General features: G+C 68.2%; 19 protein-coding genes and 1 pseudogene. 14 read left to right on the top strand and 6 right to left on the bottom strand.

Annotation, left to right across the window (positions count from 1 at the left end; genetic code table 11):
- Positions 1-374 precede the first annotated feature (374 nt).
- The 6 genes from D7X74_RS01320 to D7X74_RS01295 all read left to right on the top strand — a co-directional run bounded on the left by D7X74_RS01320 (position 375) and on the right by D7X74_RS01295 (position 7258).
- A complete protein-coding gene (locus D7X74_RS01320) occupies positions 375-1739 on the top strand; it encodes an RsmB/NOP family class I SAM-dependent RNA methyltransferase (RefSeq protein WP_120531057.1) in 1365 nt (454 codons plus the stop codon).
- A gap of 40 nt (positions 1740-1779) precedes the next feature.
- Entirely contained in the window at positions 1780-3552 is a 1773-nt protein-coding gene (locus D7X74_RS01315; protein WP_120531056.1) for a M61 family metallopeptidase, read from the top strand.
- Positions 3553-3680: 128 nt separating this feature from the next.
- The gene (locus tag D7X74_RS01310; protein WP_120531055.1) at positions 3681-4997 is read left to right on the top strand and encodes a tol-pal system YbgF family protein; all 1317 of its coding nucleotides are present in this window, start codon (positions 3681-3683) and stop codon (positions 4995-4997) included.
- A 67-nt stretch (positions 4998-5064) separates the two neighbouring features.
- Entirely contained in the window at positions 5065-5454 is a 390-nt protein-coding gene (locus D7X74_RS01305) for a carboxypeptidase-like regulatory domain-containing protein (RefSeq protein ID WP_233601922.1), read from the top strand.
- A gap of 290 nt (positions 5455-5744) precedes the next feature.
- Positions 5745-6623 (top strand): ribonuclease HII, encoded by an 879-nt coding sequence (locus D7X74_RS01300; protein WP_120531054.1) that lies wholly within the window; start codon positions 5745-5747, stop codon positions 6621-6623.
- Complete coding sequence (locus D7X74_RS01295) at positions 6620-7258, top strand: hypothetical protein (RefSeq protein ID WP_120531053.1); 639 nt, start codon at positions 6620-6622, stop codon at positions 7256-7258. Before D7X74_RS01300 ends, D7X74_RS01295 begins: the two co-directional genes overlap by 4 nt.
- 97 nt (positions 7259-7355) lie before the next feature.
- Here D7X74_RS01295 and D7X74_RS01290 read toward each other — a convergent pair whose 3' ends face one another.
- The 3 genes from D7X74_RS01290 to D7X74_RS01280 all read right to left on the bottom strand — a co-directional run bounded on the left by D7X74_RS01290 (position 7356) and on the right by D7X74_RS01280 (position 11457).
- Positions 7356-8666, bottom strand: a complete 1311-nt coding sequence (locus D7X74_RS01290; RefSeq protein WP_158622153.1) for an amidohydrolase family protein — start codon at positions 8664-8666, stop codon at positions 7356-7358.
- 402 nt (positions 8667-9068) lie between these two features.
- Positions 9069-9623: a dihydrofolate reductase family protein gene (locus D7X74_RS01285; protein ID WP_120531051.1), complete on the bottom strand. Its 555-nt coding sequence runs from the start codon at positions 9621-9623 to the stop codon at positions 9069-9071.
- Positions 9624-9883: 260 nt separating this feature from the next.
- Positions 9884-11457 (bottom strand): IS3 family transposase gene (locus tag D7X74_RS01280; RefSeq protein WP_370450699.1). Its coding sequence is split into 2 segments (ribosomal slippage): positions 9884-10977 and positions 10977-11457, totalling 1575 coding nucleotides; the frame shifts between segments, so codons are not numbered across the junction.
- Positions 11458-12027: 570 nt separating this feature from the next.
- On the opposite strand from D7X74_RS01280, the gene D7X74_RS01270 reads away from it, so the two are divergent.
- The 7 genes from D7X74_RS01270 to D7X74_RS01240 all read left to right on the top strand — a co-directional run bounded on the left by D7X74_RS01270 (position 12028) and on the right by D7X74_RS01240 (position 18028).
- On the top strand, positions 12028-13053 hold the full coding sequence (locus D7X74_RS01270; RefSeq protein ID WP_233595803.1) for an NAD(P)-dependent alcohol dehydrogenase: 1026 nt from the start codon (positions 12028-12030) through the stop codon (positions 13051-13053).
- Positions 13054-13064: 11 nt separating this feature from the next.
- Complete coding sequence (locus D7X74_RS01265) at positions 13065-13841, top strand: SDR family oxidoreductase (RefSeq protein WP_120531049.1); 777 nt, start codon at positions 13065-13067, stop codon at positions 13839-13841.
- A 424-nt stretch (positions 13842-14265) separates the two neighbouring features.
- Positions 14266-15243: an NAD(P)-dependent alcohol dehydrogenase gene (locus D7X74_RS01260; protein WP_199741740.1), complete on the top strand. Its 978-nt coding sequence runs from the start codon at positions 14266-14268 to the stop codon at positions 15241-15243.
- A gap of 258 nt (positions 15244-15501) precedes the next feature.
- Positions 15502-16452: an MBL fold metallo-hydrolase gene (locus tag D7X74_RS01255; RefSeq protein WP_120531047.1), complete on the top strand. Its 951-nt coding sequence runs from the start codon at positions 15502-15504 to the stop codon at positions 16450-16452.
- 334 nt (positions 16453-16786) lie between these two features.
- Positions 16787-17125: a cyclophilin-like fold protein gene (locus tag D7X74_RS01250; protein WP_199741739.1), complete on the top strand. Its 339-nt coding sequence runs from the start codon at positions 16787-16789 to the stop codon at positions 17123-17125.
- Between the two features lie 85 nt (positions 17126-17210).
- Positions 17211-17837, top strand: a complete 627-nt coding sequence (locus D7X74_RS01245; RefSeq protein WP_158620441.1) for a bestrophin family ion channel — start codon at positions 17211-17213, stop codon at positions 17835-17837.
- Between the two features lie 2 nt (positions 17838-17839).
- Positions 17840-18028: a hypothetical protein gene (locus D7X74_RS01240; protein ID WP_120531044.1), complete on the top strand. Its 189-nt coding sequence runs from the start codon at positions 17840-17842 to the stop codon at positions 18026-18028.
- Between the two features lie 68 nt (positions 18029-18096).
- Here the strand turns inward: D7X74_RS01240 and D7X74_RS01235 are convergent, their stop codons facing one another.
- Positions 18097-18252: a carboxymuconolactone decarboxylase family protein gene (locus tag D7X74_RS01235; RefSeq protein WP_233601921.1), complete on the bottom strand. Its 156-nt coding sequence runs from the start codon at positions 18250-18252 to the stop codon at positions 18097-18099.
- Between the two features lie 160 nt (positions 18253-18412).
- Positions 18413-18523 (bottom strand): annotated as a pseudogene (locus tag D7X74_RS44800) (transposase zinc-binding domain-containing protein); the annotation flags it as partial.
- A gap of 678 nt (positions 18524-19201) precedes the next feature.
- On the opposite strand from D7X74_RS44800, the gene D7X74_RS01220 reads away from it, so the two are divergent.
- Positions 19202-19819, top strand: a complete 618-nt coding sequence (locus D7X74_RS01220; protein WP_120531043.1) for a hypothetical protein — start codon at positions 19202-19204, stop codon at positions 19817-19819.
- Between the two features lie 278 nt (positions 19820-20097).
- Here the strand turns inward: D7X74_RS01220 and D7X74_RS42560 are convergent, their stop codons facing one another.
- Positions 20098-20739: a hypothetical protein gene (locus D7X74_RS42560; RefSeq protein WP_147446427.1), complete on the bottom strand. Its 642-nt coding sequence runs from the start codon at positions 20737-20739 to the stop codon at positions 20098-20100.
- Between the last annotated feature and the right edge of the window lie 228 nt (positions 20740-20967).

The following is a 20967-nucleotide window of genomic DNA, read 5'->3' as shown; positions in this document are numbered from 1 at the left end:
CTCCCCACCTGGCGCTTGGACGCCCGCCGACCGGTCCCCCAGGGCCTTCCGGGGGCGTCTTTTGCGTTCCCTGCTTGTCAAGCCGGCCCGGGGGATGCGAAGGCCCATGCCACATGGCCACGACTCGCAAGCCTGGACCTTCCCGCGGTGCCGCCTCGAAGTCCGGCGGGCCCCGCTCGTCCCGCCCCGGCGGCCCGGGACCCTCCCGCGGTTCAGCCCCGAAGTCCGGCGGGCCCCGCTCATCCCGCCCCGACGGCTCGGAACCTTCCCGCAGTGCCGCCCCGAAGGCGAAGCGCGGCGGCGGCGGGCTCCACCCGCCCCGCACCGGCGGCCCGAAGCGCAAGGAAGCCGGCGGACGCCCCGACAAACCCAAGATGAGCCGCGCCCAGCACGAGCGCGCCCGTCCCAACCCGAACCGCCCCCTGCGCGAGGACCTGGTCCTCCAGGCCTGTCTGGAGGCCTACGGCGGCGTGCGCCGCGAGGGCCGCCTGTCCGACCGCGCGCTGGAGTTCGTCCTGCGCAGGAAGACGCTCCTCTACTCCACGGAGCGCCGCGCCGTGGCCGAGCGCGTCTACGCGCTGCTGCGCCGCCAGCGCACCGTGGACTTCCTGCTGGAGCACTCCCAGCACAACTTCGAGACCCTGGACGGCACCCGCCAGGACGTCATGCGGCTGGCCGCGTCCCGCATCCTCCACGGCGAGGACCCCAACTACGTCTCGCGCACCAGCGGCCTGTCCGGCACGGACCTCACCGTGCTTGACCGTCTCCCGGACGCCGCCGCCGAACTCGATGGCCTGCCCGAAGCGAAGCGCTTCCCCATCGCCGCGTCGCTGCCGGACTTCCTCGCGGAGAAGTTCCGCGCCGTCTTCGGCAAGGACGCCAGCCGCGCCGCCGAGGCGATGAACGAGCGCGCCCCGCTCAACGCCCGCGTCAACGCCCTCAAGGGCGACCGCGACATCCTCCAGGAGCGCCTGGCCGCCGAGGACGTGGAGTCCACGAAGCCCACGCCCCTGTCCCCCCTGGGCATCACGCTGGAGACGCGCCTCAACATCTTCTCGCTCCAGAACTTCAAGGACGGCTGGCTCGAAATCCAGGACGAGGGCAGCCAACTGCTCGGCATGCTCGTGGACGCGCCGCCCACCCGCGTCGTGGACGCGTGCGCGGGCGCCGGTGGCAAGACGCTCCAGCTGGCCGCGCAGATGAAGAACCGCGGCGACCTGCACGCACTCGACGTGGACGAAGGCCGCATGGAGGACCTGCGCAAGCGCGCGCGCCGCGCCGGCGTGCACAACGTGCGCACGCAGATCATCCCGCCCGAAGGCCCGGAGGCGGAGGCCGCGCTCGAGCCCCTCAAGGGTCTGGCGGACCGCGTGCTGGTGGACGCGCCGTGCAGCGGCACCGGCACCTTCCGCCGCAAGCCGGACGCGCGCTACCGCCTCACGCCCGAGTCCCTGGAGATGCACGTGGCCCGGCAGAAGGCCCTCCTGGAGCGCTTCTCCACGCTGGTGAAGCCCGGCGGCCGGATCATCTACGGCACCTGCAGCGTGCTGCGCGAGGAGAACGAGAACGTGGTGGAGGACTTCCTGTCCCGGCACCCCGAGTTCACCGTGCGCCCCGTGGCCGAAATCCTGGGCGCGGAGCTGGGCAAGAAGGTGGGCCCCGGCCCCTTCATGCGCCTCGCCCCGCACACCCACGGCACCGACGGCTTCTTCGGCGCCGTGCTCGTCCGCGCGAAGTAATCCCGACCGCGGTCCCCCCGCGAGAAAGGCAACTCCGGCCATGTCGTCAGCCGTCCACTACCGCGTCGCCATGCCCCGTCCGCATGCGCACCTGTTCGAGGTGGAGGCCACCTTCCCCGCCGGGCCCGACGCGCTCGACGCGGTGATGCCGGTGTGGACGCCGGGCAGCTACCTGGTGCGCGAATACGCGCGCCAGGTGCAGGACGTCAGCGCCGTGGACGAAGGCGGCCAGCCGCTGCCGGTGCGCCGGGTGGACAAGCGCACCTGGCGCGTGGAGGCGCGGGGGCACGCCGTCACCCTGCGCTACCGCGTCTACGCGAACGAGCTCAGCGTGCGCACCAGCCACCTGGACGGCAGCCACGGCTACTTCAACGGCGCCACCGTGTTCCTCTACACGGAAGGCACGCGCGAGCTGCCCCACCGCGTCACCGTGGACGCGCCCCCGGGCTGGCGCACCTTCTGCGCGCTGGACTCCGAAGGCGGCACGTTCCACGCGCCCGACTACGACACGCTGGTGGACAGCCCGTTCGAGGTGGGCCCGCACACGCCGCTCACCTTCACCGCCGCGGGCGTGCCGCATGAGGTGGTGGTCTGGGGCGACAGCGTGCCGGACGCGGAGCGGATGTGCTCCGACATGCAGCGCATCTGCGAGGCGCAGGCGCGCATGTACGACGGCCTTCCGCTGAAGCGCTACCTGTTCCTCGTCTACCTCACCGACAAGGGCCGGGGCGGGCTGGAGCACCAGGCCTCCACCGCGCTGCTCTTCCCGCGCACGGGCCTGTCGTCGAACCGGGGCTGGGAGGACTTCCTCACCCTGGTGGCGCACGAGTACTTCCACCTGTGGAACATCAAGCGCGTGAAGCCGCGCGCGCTGGTGCCGTTCGACTACTCGCAGGAGAACTACACCACGCTCTTGTGGGCCTTCGAGGGCGGCACCGCCTACTACGACAACCTCTTCGTGCGCCGCGCCGGGCTGATGTCCGCGTCGCGCTACCTGGCCCGGCTGGGAGAGACCTTCAGCCTGCTGCACTCCACCCCGGGCCGCCGCGTGCAGACGCTCACCGAGGCGTCGCTCGTCAGCTGGGTGAAGCACTACCGCCCCGACGAGCACTCCCCCAACAGCGCCGTCTCCTACTACCTGAAGGGCGAGGTCGTCTGCGCGCTGCTGGACCTGGAGGTGCGCCGCGCCACGCGGGACGCGAAGTCGCTGGATGATGTGCTGCGCTGGCTGTGGCGCCACCACGGCGACGGCTCCGGCGTGCCGGAGGACGGCGTGGAGAAGGCGGCGAGCGCGGTGGCGGGCGTGGACCTGACGCCCTTCTTCGACCGGGCGGTGCGCTCCACGGAGGACCTGGACTACAGCGTCTTCGCGCATGTGGGGCTGGAGGTGTCCTTCCGCGTGCGCGAGGCCCCCAACGACAAGGGCGGCACGCCGCCGCGCCTCAAGCAGGAGCCCAAGCCGAAGGGCTGGCTGGGCGTCACCCTGCGCGGCGCCGCGACGCTGTCCACCGTGCCGGAAGGAACGCCCGCGCTGGAGGCCGGCCTCTACCCGGAGGATGACGTGGTGGCGCTGGACGGCTGGCGCGTGGACGGCGCGGGGCTCATCGCCCGCTGCGAGGACAAGCGCCCGGGCGACACGGTGAAGGTGACGCTGTTCCGCCGCGACCGGCTGCTGGAGGTGCCGGTGGTGCTGGGCCAGAAGCCCGCGGATGCCGTGTGGCTCCAGCGCGTGGAGCGCCCCACCGACGCGCAGAAGGCCGCGTTCCAGGCCTGGCTCGGCGCGCCCTGGGACGAGACGCCCGGCCCGGCGTAGTAGGCTTTCGCGGCATGAAGGCCGCCCCTGCCTCCCTTACGTGCCGCTCCCATCCGGCCGCCGTCGCAGGCTGGCGCTGCGAGCAATGCGAGTCGCCCCTGTGCCCCTCCTGCGTGGAGACCCGGCGCATGGGCCCGGTGGAGTACTTCGCCTGCGGCCGCTGCGGTGGCACGGCGAACGTGCTCCTGCGCCACCGCTCGGACTTCGACTTCCAGCAGCGCCTGACGGGCGCCCTGCGCTTTCCCCTCACCGGGCCGGGCCTGCAGACGCTGTTGGCCGTCAGCCTGATGCTGGCCGTCCTGCGCTCGCTCGGAGGCGGCATCCGGTTGATCCAGGTGCTGCCGCTGACGCTGGCGCTGGGCATCTTCTGGGGCACCTTCTTCGCGCTCGTGAAAGGCGCGGCCCGGGGCAATCCGGATCCGGAGGCCCCCGTCTTCACCGATGTCATCCGCGACAACCTGATCCCCGGCCTGCGCGGCCTGGTCGTCACCGTCGGCGTATTCCTGCCCGCGTTCGCGCGCGCCGTGTCCCTGGCGCCGTCGCCGCAACAGCACCTGATGAACCTGCTGCTGGGCGCCTCCCTGGAGGCCGTGATGCCTCCGGCCGCGCTGGAGGACCCGCTCACCTGGGGACTCGTGCTGCTGGGCTTCCTGTGGCTGCCGTGGGCGTGGCTGGTCGCGGCCATGGGACAGTCGATGGTCGGCGCGCTCCATCCCCTCCGCGCGCTCGCGTGCATCCGGGCCCTGGGGCGCGACGCGCTCAAGGTGATGGGCGTGTTCGCGCTGCTGGCCGTCGCCCACGCGGGGATGCACTGGCAGGCGGACCAGGTGCTGGCGTTCCACATCTTCTTCCTGTCCCGGTGGATCGCGGAGGCGCTCACGTTGCTTGTGCCCTTCGCCGCCGCGAACGTGCTGGGGCTCGTGCTGTACGTGTACGGCGATGCGCTGGGCTACCTGCCCGCGAGCGACTTCCTGGAGCCCGTGCTGGGCACCACCGCGCCGGAGCGCGCCCCCCCGCCGCTGCGGGGCGCCGCGCCCGAAGTCCCCGAACCCGAGGCGCCCTCCTCCCCCGAGGAGATGGCCTCTCAGGTGGCGGCGTTCACGCAGGCGGTGGAGGCGCGCGACGTGGCGCGGGCGCTCGCCCTGTACGCGGCCCTGCGTGTTCTGCCCCACCTGAAGCTTTCGCCCACGCACCATCTGTTCGTTGGACAGGCCGCGGCGGTGGAACGAGATTTCCCACTGTCGGTCATGGCGCTGGAAGCGGCGGCGGACGCGGCGCCCGAGGAGCCCACCGCGCCCCGCGCGCTGGTGCTGCTGGCGCGCGTGCAGGGGGAGAAGATGGGAAACACGGTGCGCGCGGAGGAAATCTACCGGTACATCCTGCACCGATATCCGGACACGGATGCCGCCCGTTTTGCCCAGGGGCGGGTGACGTCCGCTGCGTAGTCTTCGCGTTGCGGCACCCGTCCTCCGGTACCAGATTGTCCGCATGGGACGGGTCGGGGGCGTGGGGATGGGGAAGCGGTTTCGGACGTATGGATGGTTGGGGCTCCTCGCGAGCGTGTGGGTGACGGGCTGTGATGAAGCCCCGAGCGCCAATCGCCAGGAGGACCCGTGCGCGGAGCCACTGTCGCTGCGCGTGCACGTGGTGTCGTCGGATGGCGCGTTCATCCAGGGCGCGACCGTGACGGCCACCAACCTGGAGAGCAATGCCAGCATCACCGGCGTGACGGATGACCGCGGCCTCACCACCGCCATCAACGAGCACCTGGCGCCCAGCCCCATCCGGGTGGTGGCCACCGCGGGCTCGCACGTGACGCCCGCCGAGCGCGTGGAGTGGACGTGCGATGCGTGTCACTGCACGCCTGTTCCCGCCGAGCTGACCCTGGAAATGCGGGACTGACGTCGAAGACCCGCCAGAGAGGTCCGGGCCGGGTGGAAATCCACCGTCCCGGGCCGTGGGGCGGTTGTGTTGACCTGCCCGCGTGCGGTACGGCTTACGCCATGCGTCAAACCCGCATGCGCGCGCTCGCGTCGGACAGGCTCCCCTTCATCCAGGCCGCCCGCTCGGTGTGCCTGAAGGCGGGGTCATGGATGTGTTGTCGCGGCACTGGTGTCCCTTCGCTCCAGTAAGCCGTGCAACCGCGCTACCCCCCGGGTAGGCATATCCGTGGCATCCCCTGAAGGTCCCCCATGCCCGCAGACAGTGTGGAAGTGCTGCTCCAGTGCTCGGTCACCGAGCTGACGGGGCGGTTCATCACCCAGGCCCAGTCCGTCCCGCAGGGACTGCTGGAGGCGCTGGAAGCAGATCCCCGACAGGGCGCGCAGGGGCTCGCGCGCAAGCTGCGTTCGCGCCAGGAGAAGAACCGGGCGGAAGGCCAGCGGCTGCGTCACCTGCTGAAGTTCGAGACGGAGCTGTGGGAGCAGGGCCTGCTGAAGGTGGCCGGGGTGGACGAGGCGGGCATGGCGCCGCTCGCGGGCCCCGTCGTCGCCGCCGCGGCCATCCTGCCCAGGGGCTACCGGCTCCGGGGGCTGGACGACTCGAAGAAGATACTGGACCCGGACAAGCGCGAGGCGCTGGCGGAGGCCCTCAAGCGCGACGTGGTGGCGTGGGCGGTGGGCCAGGCGGAGGTGGAGGAGATCGACCGGCTCAACATCTACCACGCGGGCCTGCTGGCCATGCGGCGCGCGGTGGAGGGGCTGGGGATGACGCCGGACTACGTGCTGGTGGACGCGCGCACGATTCCCCAGTGCGCGGCGCCTCAGCGGGGCATCATCAAGGGTGACTCGCTCTCGTTGAGCATCGCGGCGGCGTCGGTGCTGGCGAAGACGACGCGCGACCGGCACATGGCCGAGCTGGATGCGCGCTACCCGGGCTACGGGCTGGCGGCGCACAAGGGCTACCCCACCGCGCAGCACGTGGCGGCGATCCAGGCGAAGGGGGTGCTGCCCATCCACCGACGGAGCTTTGGACCGGTGCGCGAGGCGCTCGGCCTGGAGCAGCCCGCCGGGTCCGTCCCGATGCAGTCGGAGCTGTTCGCCGCTACTCCTGATCAGGTGGCGAAGCGATGAGCGCGGACCGGGACATCGACGGCTGGTTGGCGGAGCGGGGCGTCACGCTGATGGACGCGCGCGTGCGGGCGCGGGGCGTGCTGGAGGAGGTGGGGCTCACGCGGCCGGGCAAGGCGCGCATGAGCGAACCCAAGCTGATGCGAGCGGCCGAGGTGCTGACCGAGCGCTTCTTCCAGGTGTGCGCGGATCCCGCCTGCCTCCAGGTGGCGACGGCGAGCGGCCGGGAGCCTCTCCGTGTAGAGCCGCGCAGTCACTGCGCGCGGTGCGGCGGTTCCGCCAACCGGCGCGCGGAGGTGGCGTTCCTGGAGGTGTGCCACGCCCGCAACGTGAACCGCGTGGTGGTGGTGGGCGGCTCGCCCGCGGTGCGCGAGGAATTGGAGTCGAAGCTGGGCGGCCACATCGACCTGCGCATGGTGGACGGCACGGAGCGGCGCACGTCGGACCGGGCGCGGAGTGATTTGGAGTGGGCGGACCTGGTGCTGGTCTGGGGCGCCACGGAATTGCACCACAAGGTGTCTGGCCATTACACGCACGGGCCGCCCGCGCATCACCACAAGGTGGTGCACGTGGTGAAGCGGGGCGTGGCGGCATTGCTGGATGAGGCGATGATCCACCTGCAACGCGCCACGCGCTGAAGGGCGTCACGTGAGAAGCCTGGCAATCCCATCCGGGTGGCCAGGCTTCTTCCTTCAGGTCCACCCTGCGGGAAGGACGCAGCGGGGGTGAGGGTTTTCAGCGACCCGACGAATCGTCGCTCTCCGCCGAGCGGACAAAAAGCTCTCTGCCCGCTCGGATCGTGCACTTGACGTCGGTGAACCTCCGAACGTCCGTGGTGGGATCGCCGCCGAGGACCACGAGGTCGGCGTCGAGCCCTGGGTTGACGCGGCCACGGCGCTCGCCAGCGTGCCAGCGTGCCGCAGGGGCGGTGGTCAGCGACGCGAGGATCTGCATCGGCGTCAGCCCCGCGTGGGCCATGAGGACGTATTCCTGCGTCGGATCCAGGTCCGCCATGTACCCGACATCGGTGCCGAACAACACCTGACCACCGGCGCTCGAGAACGCCGCGAGCTGCCGTTCGGCATCCGCCACGATGGCCTCGCGGATGTGAGGGGGCACGTCTGCCTTGGCGAGCTCGTACCCCCAGAGTTGCAGCGTCGGGACCACGGAAACGTGGCTCGCGACCATCTGACGGATGAGTTCGGCGCTCCACGTAGACTTCGGCGGATCGATCGTCGTGTGCACGAGGATGTCCACGCCGGCCTGCACGGCGGCGCTCACCCCCTCGGGATCGGTGGGGTGCATCATGGACAGGCCACCCTGCCGGCGGGTTTCGTCCACCGCGGCGCGCGCGATGTCCGCGGACATGCGGCGGATCTCACCATGTCCCTGGGGCGTGGCGATGAACAGCTTGGTCCCCTGCGCGCCGTGCTCGAAGTTCCCGCGCACGATGGCGCGGGCCTCATCCGCCGTCGCGGGTTGCGGTAGCTGTCGCAGCAACTCGGGCGGCAGGTCGCGCAGGTAGATGGGAATGCCGTTTTCCGGATACAGCGAGGCTCCGACGGTGAGGATCGCCGGCCCCTGCAGTTCGCCGCGCGCGATGCGCTGGCGAAGGGCCTCGGTGTTCGCGGGGTCGGACCCGGTATCAACGACCGTCGTGAAGCCGAAGCGCGTGGTCATCCGGCTCAGGGGTTGCTGGAGCGCGTCGGACGGGCGGCCGGCGGCCCCGGCGAACGCAGGGTCCGTGAAGTGAACGTGGCTGTTCTGGAACCCAGCCGTAATCACCCCGCCGCTGCAGGCGTCCGCCCGCCGGACCCCGGCCGGCGGAGCGACCGACCCGGAGCCGATGGCTTCGATTTTTCCGCCGCTCACGAGCACCCAGGCGTTGTCCATCGGAGGCTCATCCGGCGCCACATAGAGCCGCGCGGCCGTCAGGAGCCAGCGCTCGGCGTCAGCCGGCCGCTGGCTCGAAGCGCAGCCAGCGGTGGCCAGCCAGAGAAGAAGTACGAAACGCTGCATCATCCCCACCTCACGGATTCGAATCATGCGTTCAAGCGCGGAACTTCGTGAGGAGTCTAGGGCACGAGTACACATGGACCGCACCTCCTTCGGGACGCGCTGCCTGATGCGTGGAGTTGCCCCCGTCAAATCGGACAGCTCAAGGTTGAGAGTTAGCAGTACGGAACTCGCGGGGTGACTTCATCTTGAGGCCTCCGGCGGCGGGTTCAATTGCCGCCGCTTCCAAGGCGCCACCCTCTGAGAACGGGGCTGCACCTGCATTTCAAGGACCAAACCGGAGACGGAAACGACATGAGCAAGACGTGGATCGGCAAGTGGAAGCGTATAGGCGGGATAGAGGCCATGCGACGCGGTACGGCCGTCCCGACGCGACGATGCGGACGCTGCCGCACAGGCAGCCGCCGGTGAAGCGCTCGGGTCCTTCCACGCTCATTCCGCTTTGCGACGGAAGTGGAGCGCCTGCACGCCGGACTTGAGCCGCTGCGTCGATAGGAGTTCGAGATGCCGCGCACTCGACAGGCCATGAAACAACGTCGGCCCGCGGCCACTGATGATGGGATGAACGACGATGCGGTACTCGTCGATGAGCCCCAACTCCTCGAGCGCAGCCGCGAGCTTGGGCGCTCCGACGAGGACACCCCGCTCGGTCTTCGCTTTCAGCGCCGAGATCGCCTCGCCAAGGTCACCCTCCACCTTGATCGTGTTCTGCCACGGAAAGTCGCTCCGCGAGCCCGACACGACGTACTTCGCCTTCGCCTCGAGCCTCTGTGCCCACTCGCGCATCGCGCGCGGCGCCTTTTCGTCGCGTGCCACCGCGGGCCAGGCTCCCTCCATCAGCTCGTAGGTGTTGCGCCCGAAGAGCATCGCCCCGCTCTGCTCCATGAGCTGCGTCCAATAGTCGTGCAGTTCGTCGTCCACGATCCCCTGGGTGTGATCGATGCACCCGTCCAAAGTCACGTTGAGACCGAAGGTGAGGAGGCCCATGGCGTGGGACTCTACGAAAAGCGCGCGCAGCGCGCAGCAGCCCGAGCCATCGACGCAATGCCCCTTCCCCGGTGGGTATCGGCGCGCAGAAACTCGACACCATCGAATCGATCATCCCGCCCGGCTGCGCGAGGACGCGCAGCAACCAGACATGATCGCCGCGATCCCCTTTCGCCACTGCGCACTGCGCGCAACAACCTGGCGTATCGGCGGGATAGAGGCCATCGGTGAGCGTCAAGGTAGTTGTCGCGTGAAAGGGTTCAGCCGATGCGTTTCAGCTCCTGCACTTCCGGTGAGGGGTTGAGGCGCACGGGGCCCGCGGGCGTCCAGTCGCGCGTGTCGCGGCTCCATCGCTCGGGGCGACGGGCACGAGCGCGCTGGTACACCTGGTGGCGCTGGGCGAGCAGTGCCGTTTCGCTGCCGAAGTGCCTGGCTTCCGGCGTGACGAAGCGGATGGCGGAGTGCCGGTGCTCGGTGTTGTACCAGCCCACGAAACGCGCCACCCATGCGTGCGCGTCCTGAGTCGAGGCGAAGGCTCGCTGGGGGAAGGAAGGGCGGTACTTCAGCGTGCGGAAGAGGGCCTCGGAAAACGCGTTGTCGTCCGAGACGCGGGGCTGGCTGAAGGAGGGCGCCACGCCCAACCATTGCAGCGTGGCCAGCATCGTTGCGCCCTTCATGGGGCCGCCGTTGTCCGCGTGCAGCACCAGGCCCTCGGGGCAGCCGGCGGCCTGCCAGCTGTCGCGGATGAGGGCTGCGGCATGCGCGGACGACTCCTCCTCGTGGACGCGCCAGCCCATGATGCGGCGGCTGAAGACGTCCACCACGAGGTAGAGGTAGAGGAAGCAGCCCTTCACCGGGCCCTTCAGGTAGGTGATGTCCCAGATCCACACCTGGCAGGGCCGGGGGGCGGTGTGTTCGGCCTTCGGGCGCGGTGTGGGCGGCTTCGCGGGGCCTCGGTGCGTCAGCTGTCCCGCCGCGCGCAGCACCCGGTAGAAACTCGCCTCACTGGCCACGTACTCGCCCCGGTCCGCGAGCCTCGGCACCAACTGCTTGGGCGACACGTCCCGGAACTCCTCGCTGTGGGCCACCGCCAGCATCCGGCGCTTCTCTCCCTCGGAGAGGCGGTTGGCGGGCCGGGTGCGCGGACCGCACCGCCCATCCTGCGCGGTGGCCGGCTTCCTCCAACGTTGAATGGTGCGAGGGGCGACCCCCAGCCGCTCGCAGACGGCTTCCAGCCGCACGCCCTGCTGGAGGGCTTCTTCGACGTGCGCGAGCGTCATTTCTCGCGCCTCTCGTCCGCTGCGGCGTCCTCGTCGTCCAGGTGCCGCTCGTCCCAACCCGTCGCCTGAACTTATTCGAGCACCAGCAGCGCCGCCGTCTCCGCCAGCGCCTTCTCCTTGCGGTGCAGTTCGCGCTCCAACTCCTTCACCCGCTTCTCGGCCACCGCCAGTCGCCTGCGCTCCTTGGCCGGCAGTGGCTCGGCGGAGGCACCCGAGAGGGCTCCAGCTGCGGCCTGCTGCCACTCCTTCAGCTTCTCCTCGTGCAGCCCCTCTCCTCGCAGCAGCGCCCCCATCGCCTCGCCGGTGAGCCCCTGGGCTGCGACCAGCACGCGCAGCTTCTCCTCGGGCGTCCACTTCTTCGGCCCAGCGGACACCGCGGGCTTCTTCTCCTCGGGCGGGGGCGTCATCGCCGCCAACTTATTCGCCTCCCGCAACCACTGCGACAATGTCGGCTGCGACACTCCCACCTGGCGGGCCAACGCTGCGGCGCTCACCGCGCCCGGGCCTACCATCCGCTTCACCATCTCTGATTTGAATCCATCCGTGTACGGCACTGCGTCCTGCCTGCTCTCGCCTCCAAGGCGTGGTCATCCCGGCCGCTCAGCCGAGGCGACAACTTCCCTGACACAGAGGGCCTCACGCACGCGAACACATCCAGGGCGAACGTCCTTTTCAGCAGCCCGGCCCAATCCAAACGGGGTATGCGCTCCTTCCTCGGCTCCTCCACCGTCGCGGCAAAGGCGGGGCTCTCCTCCTCCAGCCCCGGCTCCGCCCCTGCTTCAGGGAGCGTGTTGGCATGCAGGAGAAGCCCTCCAGGAAGGCGCACCGGGGCTGCTTATGCTGTTGGCTTGCCGACGCTCGATGGTCCTAACAGCCAGGTTCCCTCGTCGCGGAGCCATTTCCATGCTGAGCCGATGCAACACGCGCAAGAGACCTCCAGCTCCGTGAGCAGTGAGGAACCCGAAGTGCATCAGCGTGGGCACAGCCGACGCGAGTTCGTGCGCGGCACCGCTTTCGCCATGGCCAGCGCGGGAGCGGCAACCGTCCTAGGTCCTCTGACCGCCGTCGGCGCAGAGGCAAGAGGTCCAGTGGAACAGGGGACCGGTCCGTTTCCGACGGAGGGCATGGCCGCCTACTCCCCGAATGGCCCCCACAAGCTCCTCAAGTTCCAGCGTCGAGCCCTCCGCCCGAAGGACGTGGCGATCCGGATTCACTACTGCGGCGTCTGCCATTCGGATATCCACACCGTCCGAGGCGACTGGGGAAAGTATCCGTATCCGCTGATCACCGGTCACGAGCTTGCGGGTGAAGTCGTGGGCGTCGGGTCGAGCGTGAGCAAGTTCAAGGTGGGCTCGCGCGTCGGAGTCGGGACGATGGTGAATTCCTGCCGGCAGTGTCGGGAGTGCCAGGCTGGCTTTGAGCAATACTGTGAAAATGGAAACACACAGGCATACGGGTCGAAGGATCGGGACGACTCCATTACGCAGGGCGGCTATTCGAGGCTCGTCGTTGTAGACGAGGATTTCGTCCTGAGCATCCCGGACTCCATCGATCTCGCCGAGGCAGGCCCACTGCTGTGTGCCGGTATTACCGTCTACTCCCCCCTTCGACACTGGAGCGTGGCCCCGGGACAGAACGTCGCCATCGTCGGGCTGGGCGGCCTTGGGCACCTCGCGGTTCAGCTTGCGAGTGCGCTGGGCGCTTCAGTGACGGTCATCACGACCTCGCCCGACAAGGCCAAAGACGCTCGACGATTCGGAGCGAAAGAGGTGCTCGTCAACAAGGAGGGAGCGGATTTCTCGAAGCAGAAGAAGACCTTCGACTTCATCCTCGACACCGTCCCGTATGCTCACGAGCTGGATCGCCTCATCCCTCTCCTCAAGCGGGATGCGACCTACTGTCGCGTCGGCGTTGGAAAGCTCACGACTCCCAACGAGGTCGGCCAGATGCACCTGGTGCTGGCGAGAAACTCGCTCGCGGGGTCGGTTACGGGCGGCATCCGGGAAACGCAGGAGCTGGTGAATTTCTGCGCTCTCCAGAAGATCAAGCCAGAGGTCACGAAGATCGCCCTGACGGGCATCGATGAAGCCTGGTCGAAGGTGGTGGCCAAGAGGGCTCGATACCGCTTCGTCGTCGACATGAACGCCTGACAGAGGACTCGATGGGAACCACAAACGAGAACGGCAGATTCGCAGGGAAGGTCGCGTTCGTAACGGGGGCCGCCAACGGCATCGGGCGCGCCACGGCGCTCGCCTTTACCCGAGAGGGGGCCAGCGTCGTGCTCGCCGACGTGTCCGAACAGGGCAACCGGGAAACGGCACGCATGATCGAGGAACAAGGCGGAAAGGCGCTCGCGGTCCGATGCGACGTAACACGGGCCGAGGACGTGAAGGCGGCCCTGGACAAGACCGTTGAGACCTTCGGACGGCTGGACTTCGCCTTCAACAACGCGGGTATCGAACCGAGAAAGCCAGCTCCTACGGCGGAGTACGAGGTGGAGGAGTGGGACCGGATCCTCAACATCGACCTTCGTGGCGTCTTCCTGTGCATGAAGTACGAGATCCCGCTGATCCTCAAACAGGGCGGCGCCATCGTGAACACGTCCTCGGGGGCCGGGGTGATCGGAATCAAGGGCAGCCCCGCATACACCGCCGCAAAGCACGGCGTGATCGGCCTCACCCGGGCGGCGGCCCTCGACTATGCGGCGCAGAATGTTCGCATCAATGCCGTCTGCCCTGGGTACATCGACACGCCGATGATGGACCGCTTCACGGGCGGCACCCCCGAGGGCCGAGCCAAGGTGGTCTCGGAGGAGCCCGTCGGGCGAATGGGTCGGCCCGAAGAGATCGCCGCGACGGTCCTCTGGATGTGCTCCGACGCGGCGGCCTTCATGATCGGGCATGCGCTCGTCGTCGATGGCGGCCAGACGGTGCAGTGATGTATTGCCTGGCCTGACAGTCCAAAGGACTCATCATCATCAACGCCCGCTTAACGGCCCGTTCGCTCCCTCGGGCTAGTGCATGGGGCGCCCGACGGGTACTCCTGTTGTCGCCCTCCACATCGACTCCCTTCCCGGGAGCGCGACCACGGGGGCTCCTTCAGGGCGAAAGGGCCCCCGACCCATGTGTACCCAGTGCGATGACCCGCGCCATGTTCATCACGCGGCCCCCCCCGCCCGCAGGACCATTCTCAAGGCGGGCCTGGGGCTCGCTTCTGCGAGCGCCCTTGCGGGTACGACCGCCTCCGCGCAGCCAGCCGTGCCCAAGGCGGGACGAGCCACTCAGGGTCCGCGGACGACCCGGGCGCTTGGCGCCGCGGAGGCCAAAGGCCCCCTGAAGGCCCTCACCATCCAGCGTCGCGCCATGGGGCCCAACGACGTCCTCTTGGATGTCCTCTATTGCGGCATCTGCCACTCGGACATCCACGTCGCCCGCAGCGACAGGGCGCGCTTTCCCTGTGTGCCGGGCCACGAGGTGGTTGGCCGCGTGCAGGCGGTGGGCAGCGCGGTCACCCGCTTCAAGGTAGGGGACGTGGGCGGCGTGGGTTGCATGGTGGGCTCGTGCGGGGAGTGCGCGAACTGCCTCGCGGACCGCGAGCAGAACTGCCTGAAGGGCACCGTTTTCACCTATGGCGCGCCAGATCCCGCGGCGGGCGGCTACACCTTCGGTGGCTACTCCGAGACGATGGTCGTCCCGGAGCGCTTCGTGCTGCGGATCCCTCCGGGAGCGGACCTCGCGGCGACGGCACCGCTGCTGTGCGCCGGCGTCACCACCTTTTCGCCCCTTCAGCACTGGGAGGTCTCGGCGGGCCAGCGCGTGGGCGTCGTCGGCCTTGGAGGGCTGGGGCACATCGCGGTGAAGCTCGCCGTGGCACGCCGCGCGGACGTCACCGTCTTCACCACGTCGCCGGGCAAGGTCGCGGACTCGCGGCGTCTGGGCGCCCGGCACGCCGTCCTCTCCACGGACGCGGCCGCGATGAAGGAGCACGCGGGTACCTGCGACCTGCTCATCGCCACGGTGCCCAGGACCTTCGACATGCGCCCGTTCATGGACGTGCTGAAGCTCGACGGCACGCTCGTCAACTTGGGCACGCTCGGGGCGCTCGGCAGCCTCGACGGCTTGTCGATGGTGATCGGTCGCAAGAGCGTGGCCGGTTCGCTCATCGGCGGCATCGCCGAGACGCAGGAGATGCTCGACTACTGCGCCGCGCGCGGCATCAAGGCGGACGTGGAGGTCGTGCGCGCCCAGGACGTCAACCGGGCATACGATCGCATCGTGAACAAGGACGTCCGCTACCGCTTCGTCATCGACGTGGCGAGCCTGAAGGACGCCCAGGGCTAGGTGCACATGCGCATGCGTACCCAGCCGACACGGACTCGCTTTCGTCGACTGGCGCTGCGCTTGGGGCTCGGCTTCCTCGCCGTCCTGATACTCGTGACAGGCGCGGTCCTTCTGTCTACCCAAGGCCTCCAGACCCTTGGCGACACGCCGGAGCCGGCAAGGCTCACCCGCTTGGCCAGGCAGTCGCGTTTCCAGGACGGGCGCTTTGCCAACCTCGAAGCACCTTCGCCTCCGTACACGGGGGAGCGCCCGACGCTCATGCAGGTCTTCTTCGGCGGCGAGCGCCGACGGCCTCCGGCGCCGCCACCCATCGCCGCACGGGAGGACTGGATGTCCGTGGGCGAAGGCGGCCGCGTGACGTGGCTTGGCCACTCCACGCTCCTCATCGAGGTGGACGGCGCGCGCGTGCTCACCGACCCCATCTGGTCCGAGCGCGCCTCGCCGTCCTCGCTCGTCGGCCCCGTGCGCTTCCACCCGCCTGTCGTGCCGCTCAGTGCGTTGCCGAAGCTGGACGCCGTCGTCATCTCGCACGACCACTACGACCACCTGGACATGGACACGGTCCAGGCGCTGGCGAAGACGGGCGTGCGCTTCTTCGTCCCACTGGGTGTCGCTGACCACCTGAAGGCGTGGGGCGTGCCGCGGGCGCAGCTGGTCGAGTTCGACTGGTGGAGCGAGGCCCGCGTCACGCCGGACGTGTCCCTGGTGGCGACCCCGTCGCGGCACTACTCCGGCAGGACGACAGGGACGCGCAACACCACGCTGTGGGCGTCCTGGGTCGTCCGGAGCGCGCGACACCGAGTCTTCTTCAGCGGCGACAGCGGGCCGACGCCTCAGTTCGAGGAAATTGGACGCCGCTTCGGTCCCTTCGACCTGGTGGCTCTCGAGATTGGCGCCTTCCACCCCGCCTGGGGAGACATCCACCTGGGTCCGGACAACGCGCTAGAGGCGCACCGGATGCTGGGGGGCGGGCTGCTGCTGCCCATCCACTGGTCCACTTTCAACTTGGCGGCGCACCCGTGGGACGAGCCCATCGAGCACCTCGTGCGCCTCGGAGATCAGCGCGGCGTGAGCATCGTGACGCCGATGCTGGGAGCGCCCCTGGTCCTCGGCGAGGTCGCTCGCACCGGGCCCTGGTGGCGGAGCGCCAGCGCGCCGGGCGTCCCCACGCAGGCAAGAAGCTCCAACTCCGCGGGGGCGGCGCGATGAGCGGGCAGAGCGACATGCAGTGCTTTCAAATCAGGAGGACGGACATGAAACGATTCATCGGTGTTGCACTCGTCGGGTTGCCGGTGGTCGGCGTTGCGCTCGCACAGCCGCATCCCAGCACGCCTGCGCTGCGCATCACGCGGTATCGGGTGCGCTACTCATGACGCTTCACAGGACACGGCCGCTGGCCCTGGGCCTTTCGCTCTCTCTTCTTCTCGCGGGCTGTGCTTGCGCGAACAACTCGGACCCGAGGCGTGGCGGACCCGCCTCGCCGACGGCTCCTTCCACGGACGGCGGGGGCAGTCACGCCCCTCCAGGCGAGGCGTCGGCTCAGATGAAGATCACGGTCGGAACAGCGGTCTTCACCGCCACCCTTCACGACAACGAGACGGCGCGGGCCTTCAAAAAGATGCTGCCGCTCACGTTGAACATGAAGGACCTGAACTCGAACGAGAAATATCACCGTTTCCCGGACAGCCTACCTGCGAAGGACGCGAACCCCGGGAAGATCCAGGCCGGCGACGTGATGTTGTACGGATCCAACACCCTGGTTCTCTTCTACGAGTCGTTCTCCACGTCTTATCGGTACACGCGAATTGCCGAGGTGGACGACCCCATCGGCCTGACCGCGGCACTGGGCTCGGGCGACGTTTCCGTCACCTTCGGGCTGTGAGCCAGCAGGGCCCTACGTCGACATGCACATTGGAGATCACTACAGCCTTCGCGATTTTCTCAGATGGACGAGGCAAGAGCTCTACGTGCTCGCTCTCAATGCCACCGTCCCCACGTTGCTTTACCAGCTGCTCGGCTGGAAGTGGCTCACGCTGCCCTGGGCGCCCATCGCCACCGTCGGAACGGCTGCGGCGTTCCTGCTCGCGTTCCGCAACAACTCCACCTACGACCGTCTCTGGAAAGCCAGGATCATCTGGGGTGCGATCGTCAATCTGAGTCGCACCTGGGCAATCCAGGTCCGAGACCTGGTCTCTGCCGGGCCCCCCGAGGCCCAGCAGTTCACGCGCACGCTCGTCCGCCGGCACTTCGCATGGCTGACAGCACTGCGCTTCCAACTCAGACAGAGGAGACGCTGGGAGCGCATGGACCAGACCGTCAACAGGGAGTACCTCGGGGTCTATGAGGTGCCCGAATGGGACGGGGACCTGGACGCGGAGATGCGGCCCTATGCGCAGGAGGCCCAGTGGGAGCGTCTGAAGGTCACGAGGAACCCAGCCGCGCAGATCATCTCCCTCCAGTCCGAGGACCTGAAGGCTGCCTTCGACCGGGGATGGCTCGACAGCATTCGCCTCTCTCAGCTCGTTGGCACCCTCGGACGGCTCCACGAGCTCGCCGAGACGGGGGAGCGACGGTGTGGCTCTCGATTCCAGTGAGCATGCTCATCAGCTGGGTCTTCCACTCGATCGAGAAGATCGGGGCTCACTCCGAGAATCCTTTCCAGGGAGGCTCGGATGACACGCCGATCTCCTCAATCGCGAGGAACATCGAGATCGACCTCAAAGAGATGTTTCAAGAGGCGCCCGTTCCCCTCCTGATGCAGCCCAAGAACTCGATCGTCATGTGAGGACCTGCGAGAGCTGGGTTTAGGTGCCGGAAGTCGCCACGCGTCGAGCTGGACCGCGCGGTCCGCCGTCAGGTGGCCGTCTCGCCGAAAAGTTCCTTGGCTCGGCTGATGGCGGACATCGCGTTCGGCCAGCCGGCGTAGAAGGCCAGGTGGGCCATGAGCGCGACGAGCTCCTCCTGCGTCACGCCGTTTTCCAGGGGGCAGGTGCGCACTCGCGTGGGCAACCCCAGGTGCTCCAGAATCGCTCTGCCCCCTCCTGCTCCCTTCACGTACGCCAACACCCTTAAGCCTGCCTCCACACCTCACGCACGCGAACACATCCAGGGCGAACGTCCTGCGCAGCAGCCCGGCCCAGTCCACCAGGTGCACTGCCGTCACATGCGCCCGCTTCGCGTTGCAGGAGGGACACACCCCTCGTCCCTTGCACGAGAAGGCGACGAGAAGCTCGTCCTTGCAACTCTCGCAGCGCCCCCGCGCGAAGCCGTGCGCCAGCACTCCGCACTCCAGGTACCAGGCTTACGTCCCGCTCCACGCACCGGGGCAGGCCGAGCCCCACCTCGCTCGCCTCCGCCAGCAGCGTGGCCAGGTGGTCCTTCACCGCCTCGTACAGCACCGTCCCCTCCGGCTGCCTCCGCCGGTACGCCCACCCGCGCTCCGCCACCCGCTCCTCCCCTGCCACACCTTTCCAGGGCACACGCGACTGTCCGCCTCCCATGGGGTTCTCGTGAGCCCTGGGAGACCGGGGAACTCAGGCCGCTTGCGTTCAAGCAGATTGCCCCTGTTGGGCCGCATGTGCCCCCAGTGTGCCCCTCCAGCGGGGTTAAGAACGGGACGAGACGGGACAAAACGGGACGGAGCGGGGGAACGATCCGGTGTGAGATCAAGGCATTAGCCGGTAACAGCGCGACCTGCTTAGGGTTTTTGCTTCCGCCTTGAGGCGGGTTCGATTCCCGCCGCTCCCAAGCAGACCGCGCGTGGTGACTGGAGTCATCAGGGAATGACGGCGGTCATCAGGCCGAGCCGCGCGGAGCCGCGTTGGCGCGCATCCAAGCCGAGGAAGATCAATGGATTGCGCGTCCCCCCAGGCCTCCAGGGCCCTGGCACGCCCGCTGCTATGGGTGGACTCAACGCTGAACGCGGCAACCACCCTCTTCTTCTGAAACGAGTTCCCCCATGAAGGTCTCCTCCGCTCGCGGCTCCTCCACCAACGCCATCCGCCGTCCCCCCGCGCAGGACATCCCGTCTTCCAAGCCGAACTCGCCCAACGCCCCCCAGAAGCCGGACTCCAAGCTCTCCTCTCCCAACTCGCCCAACGCCCCCCAGAAGCCGGACTCCAGGTTCTCCAAGTCCTCGCTCCTCGACACCGCGACCCAGCTGCCTGACGCCATGCTCTCCGCGTCCTCGCTGCTCAACGGCGCCCAGCAGCCTGACGCCATGCTCTCCGCGCCCTCGCTGCCCAGCGGCGCCCAGCGGCCTGACTCCAAGCTCTCCTCGCCCCTGATGCAGTCGCTCCAGGCGGACGGTTTCTCCACGGGCGGCTCCAGCAAGACCGAGAGCATCGGCAAGCTGCTGGAGGGCATCTCCTCCGTGATCAGCAGCATCACGGAGCTGGTGCAGGCCGCCACCCAGGGCGTGCAGGCGGTCTCCCAGGGCGTGCAGGGCGTGGCCCAGGGCGTGACGGGCGTCGTCGGCGCCGTTGGCACCGCGGGCAGCTCGCTGCTCGGTGGCGCGCTCGGACAGGCCCACTCGGATCCGACGGCCGGCATGAGCCAGTCCCCCACCATCGAGTAATCCGACGGCGCCCCGCTTCGGATGAAACAAGAAGCCCCTTTCCAGCACGGGCCGGAAAGGGGCTTCGTCATCACGAAGACCCGGTTGGATCGCTCTCGCCAGAGGCGCCGAGCGGCGGGTTCAATTCCCTCCGCCTCCCCGCAGAACAACCGCCCCTTTCAATCTTCCACTGTGGATAAGAGGAGGGGGCTTGTATTTCGGGATCCAATCGGGCTTTCGCTACGCCTTCATTTCGATGACACGTCGGACCTGGCCTCCCACCTGCTTCGTCCAAACGCTCACTTCGCGCCTTGCTTGCCAAATACCGGCGCAGAGTCCTCCCAGATAAAATCTTCGAGCGCCTGAATGGCCGCCGTGCTCAAGCCCAGGTCCTGAAGCGGCCAATACTCAATCGTCAGGGTCTTCTTCCATAGCGATACAGGCGCCCACATTGACAGATGCATCGCGAAAGTCGTTGGACTGTGCTTGCCGAAATGCTGCCTAAGCCGTGGCGTAAGATCGTTGGCTTTGCCGACGTACAAGCACGCCTTTCCCTCATAGCCGTTCAGCCGAGCCATCTGGTACCCGTGCTTGACTTTTGTACCAGCACCGATGTTCTTGTGCTCGACTGCCACCGCTTTGCGTCGTTCGTGCTCGCTCTGCGCCAAGCGCCACAATTCGCCAGCAACGGCAGTTGCTGCACCAATCCGGTAGATCGCCGGGCACTTCTTCGGCCAGCCGCCTTCATAGAGCGTTTCAGGACGTTTGCAGGCCGCGACCTCAGCGACCGTTGTAGTCAGACTCTCCGGCATTGGCAACTGGACAGGGCGCAACTCATCGGCAATAGCAAGCAGGCGATCTGCGGCGCTCGCGGGATAACCTCGAATCACCTCCCCCGGCGCAGCCGAAATATTCTCTGACTTTTCAATGACAGCTTTCATTTATCTCTCCCCTGCGAATATCCCTTGGGGTGACAGGGCGGGGTCATCAATCATTGGACGCGATGAGGTTTAAGTTTCTCGTAGAGAGCCTTTGCCATCTTGGTTTCGAGTTCAATGGTGCCATACTGGAGCCGGGCAACGTAGGGCTGGAAGTCCCTGGGCCCCAATGCTGCTCGACGAGCGTGCGTAGCACCGGAGCCTGATCATCATCACCCTGAGTTCTTCACG

This window comes from Corallococcus sp. CA047B (assembly GCF_003612065.1).
GTDB classification, from domain to species: domain Bacteria; phylum Myxococcota; class Myxococcia; order Myxococcales; family Myxococcaceae; genus Corallococcus; species Corallococcus praedator.
Note: the sequence above shows the minus strand (reverse complement) of the source record. Positions and strands in the feature narration are given on the sequence as shown.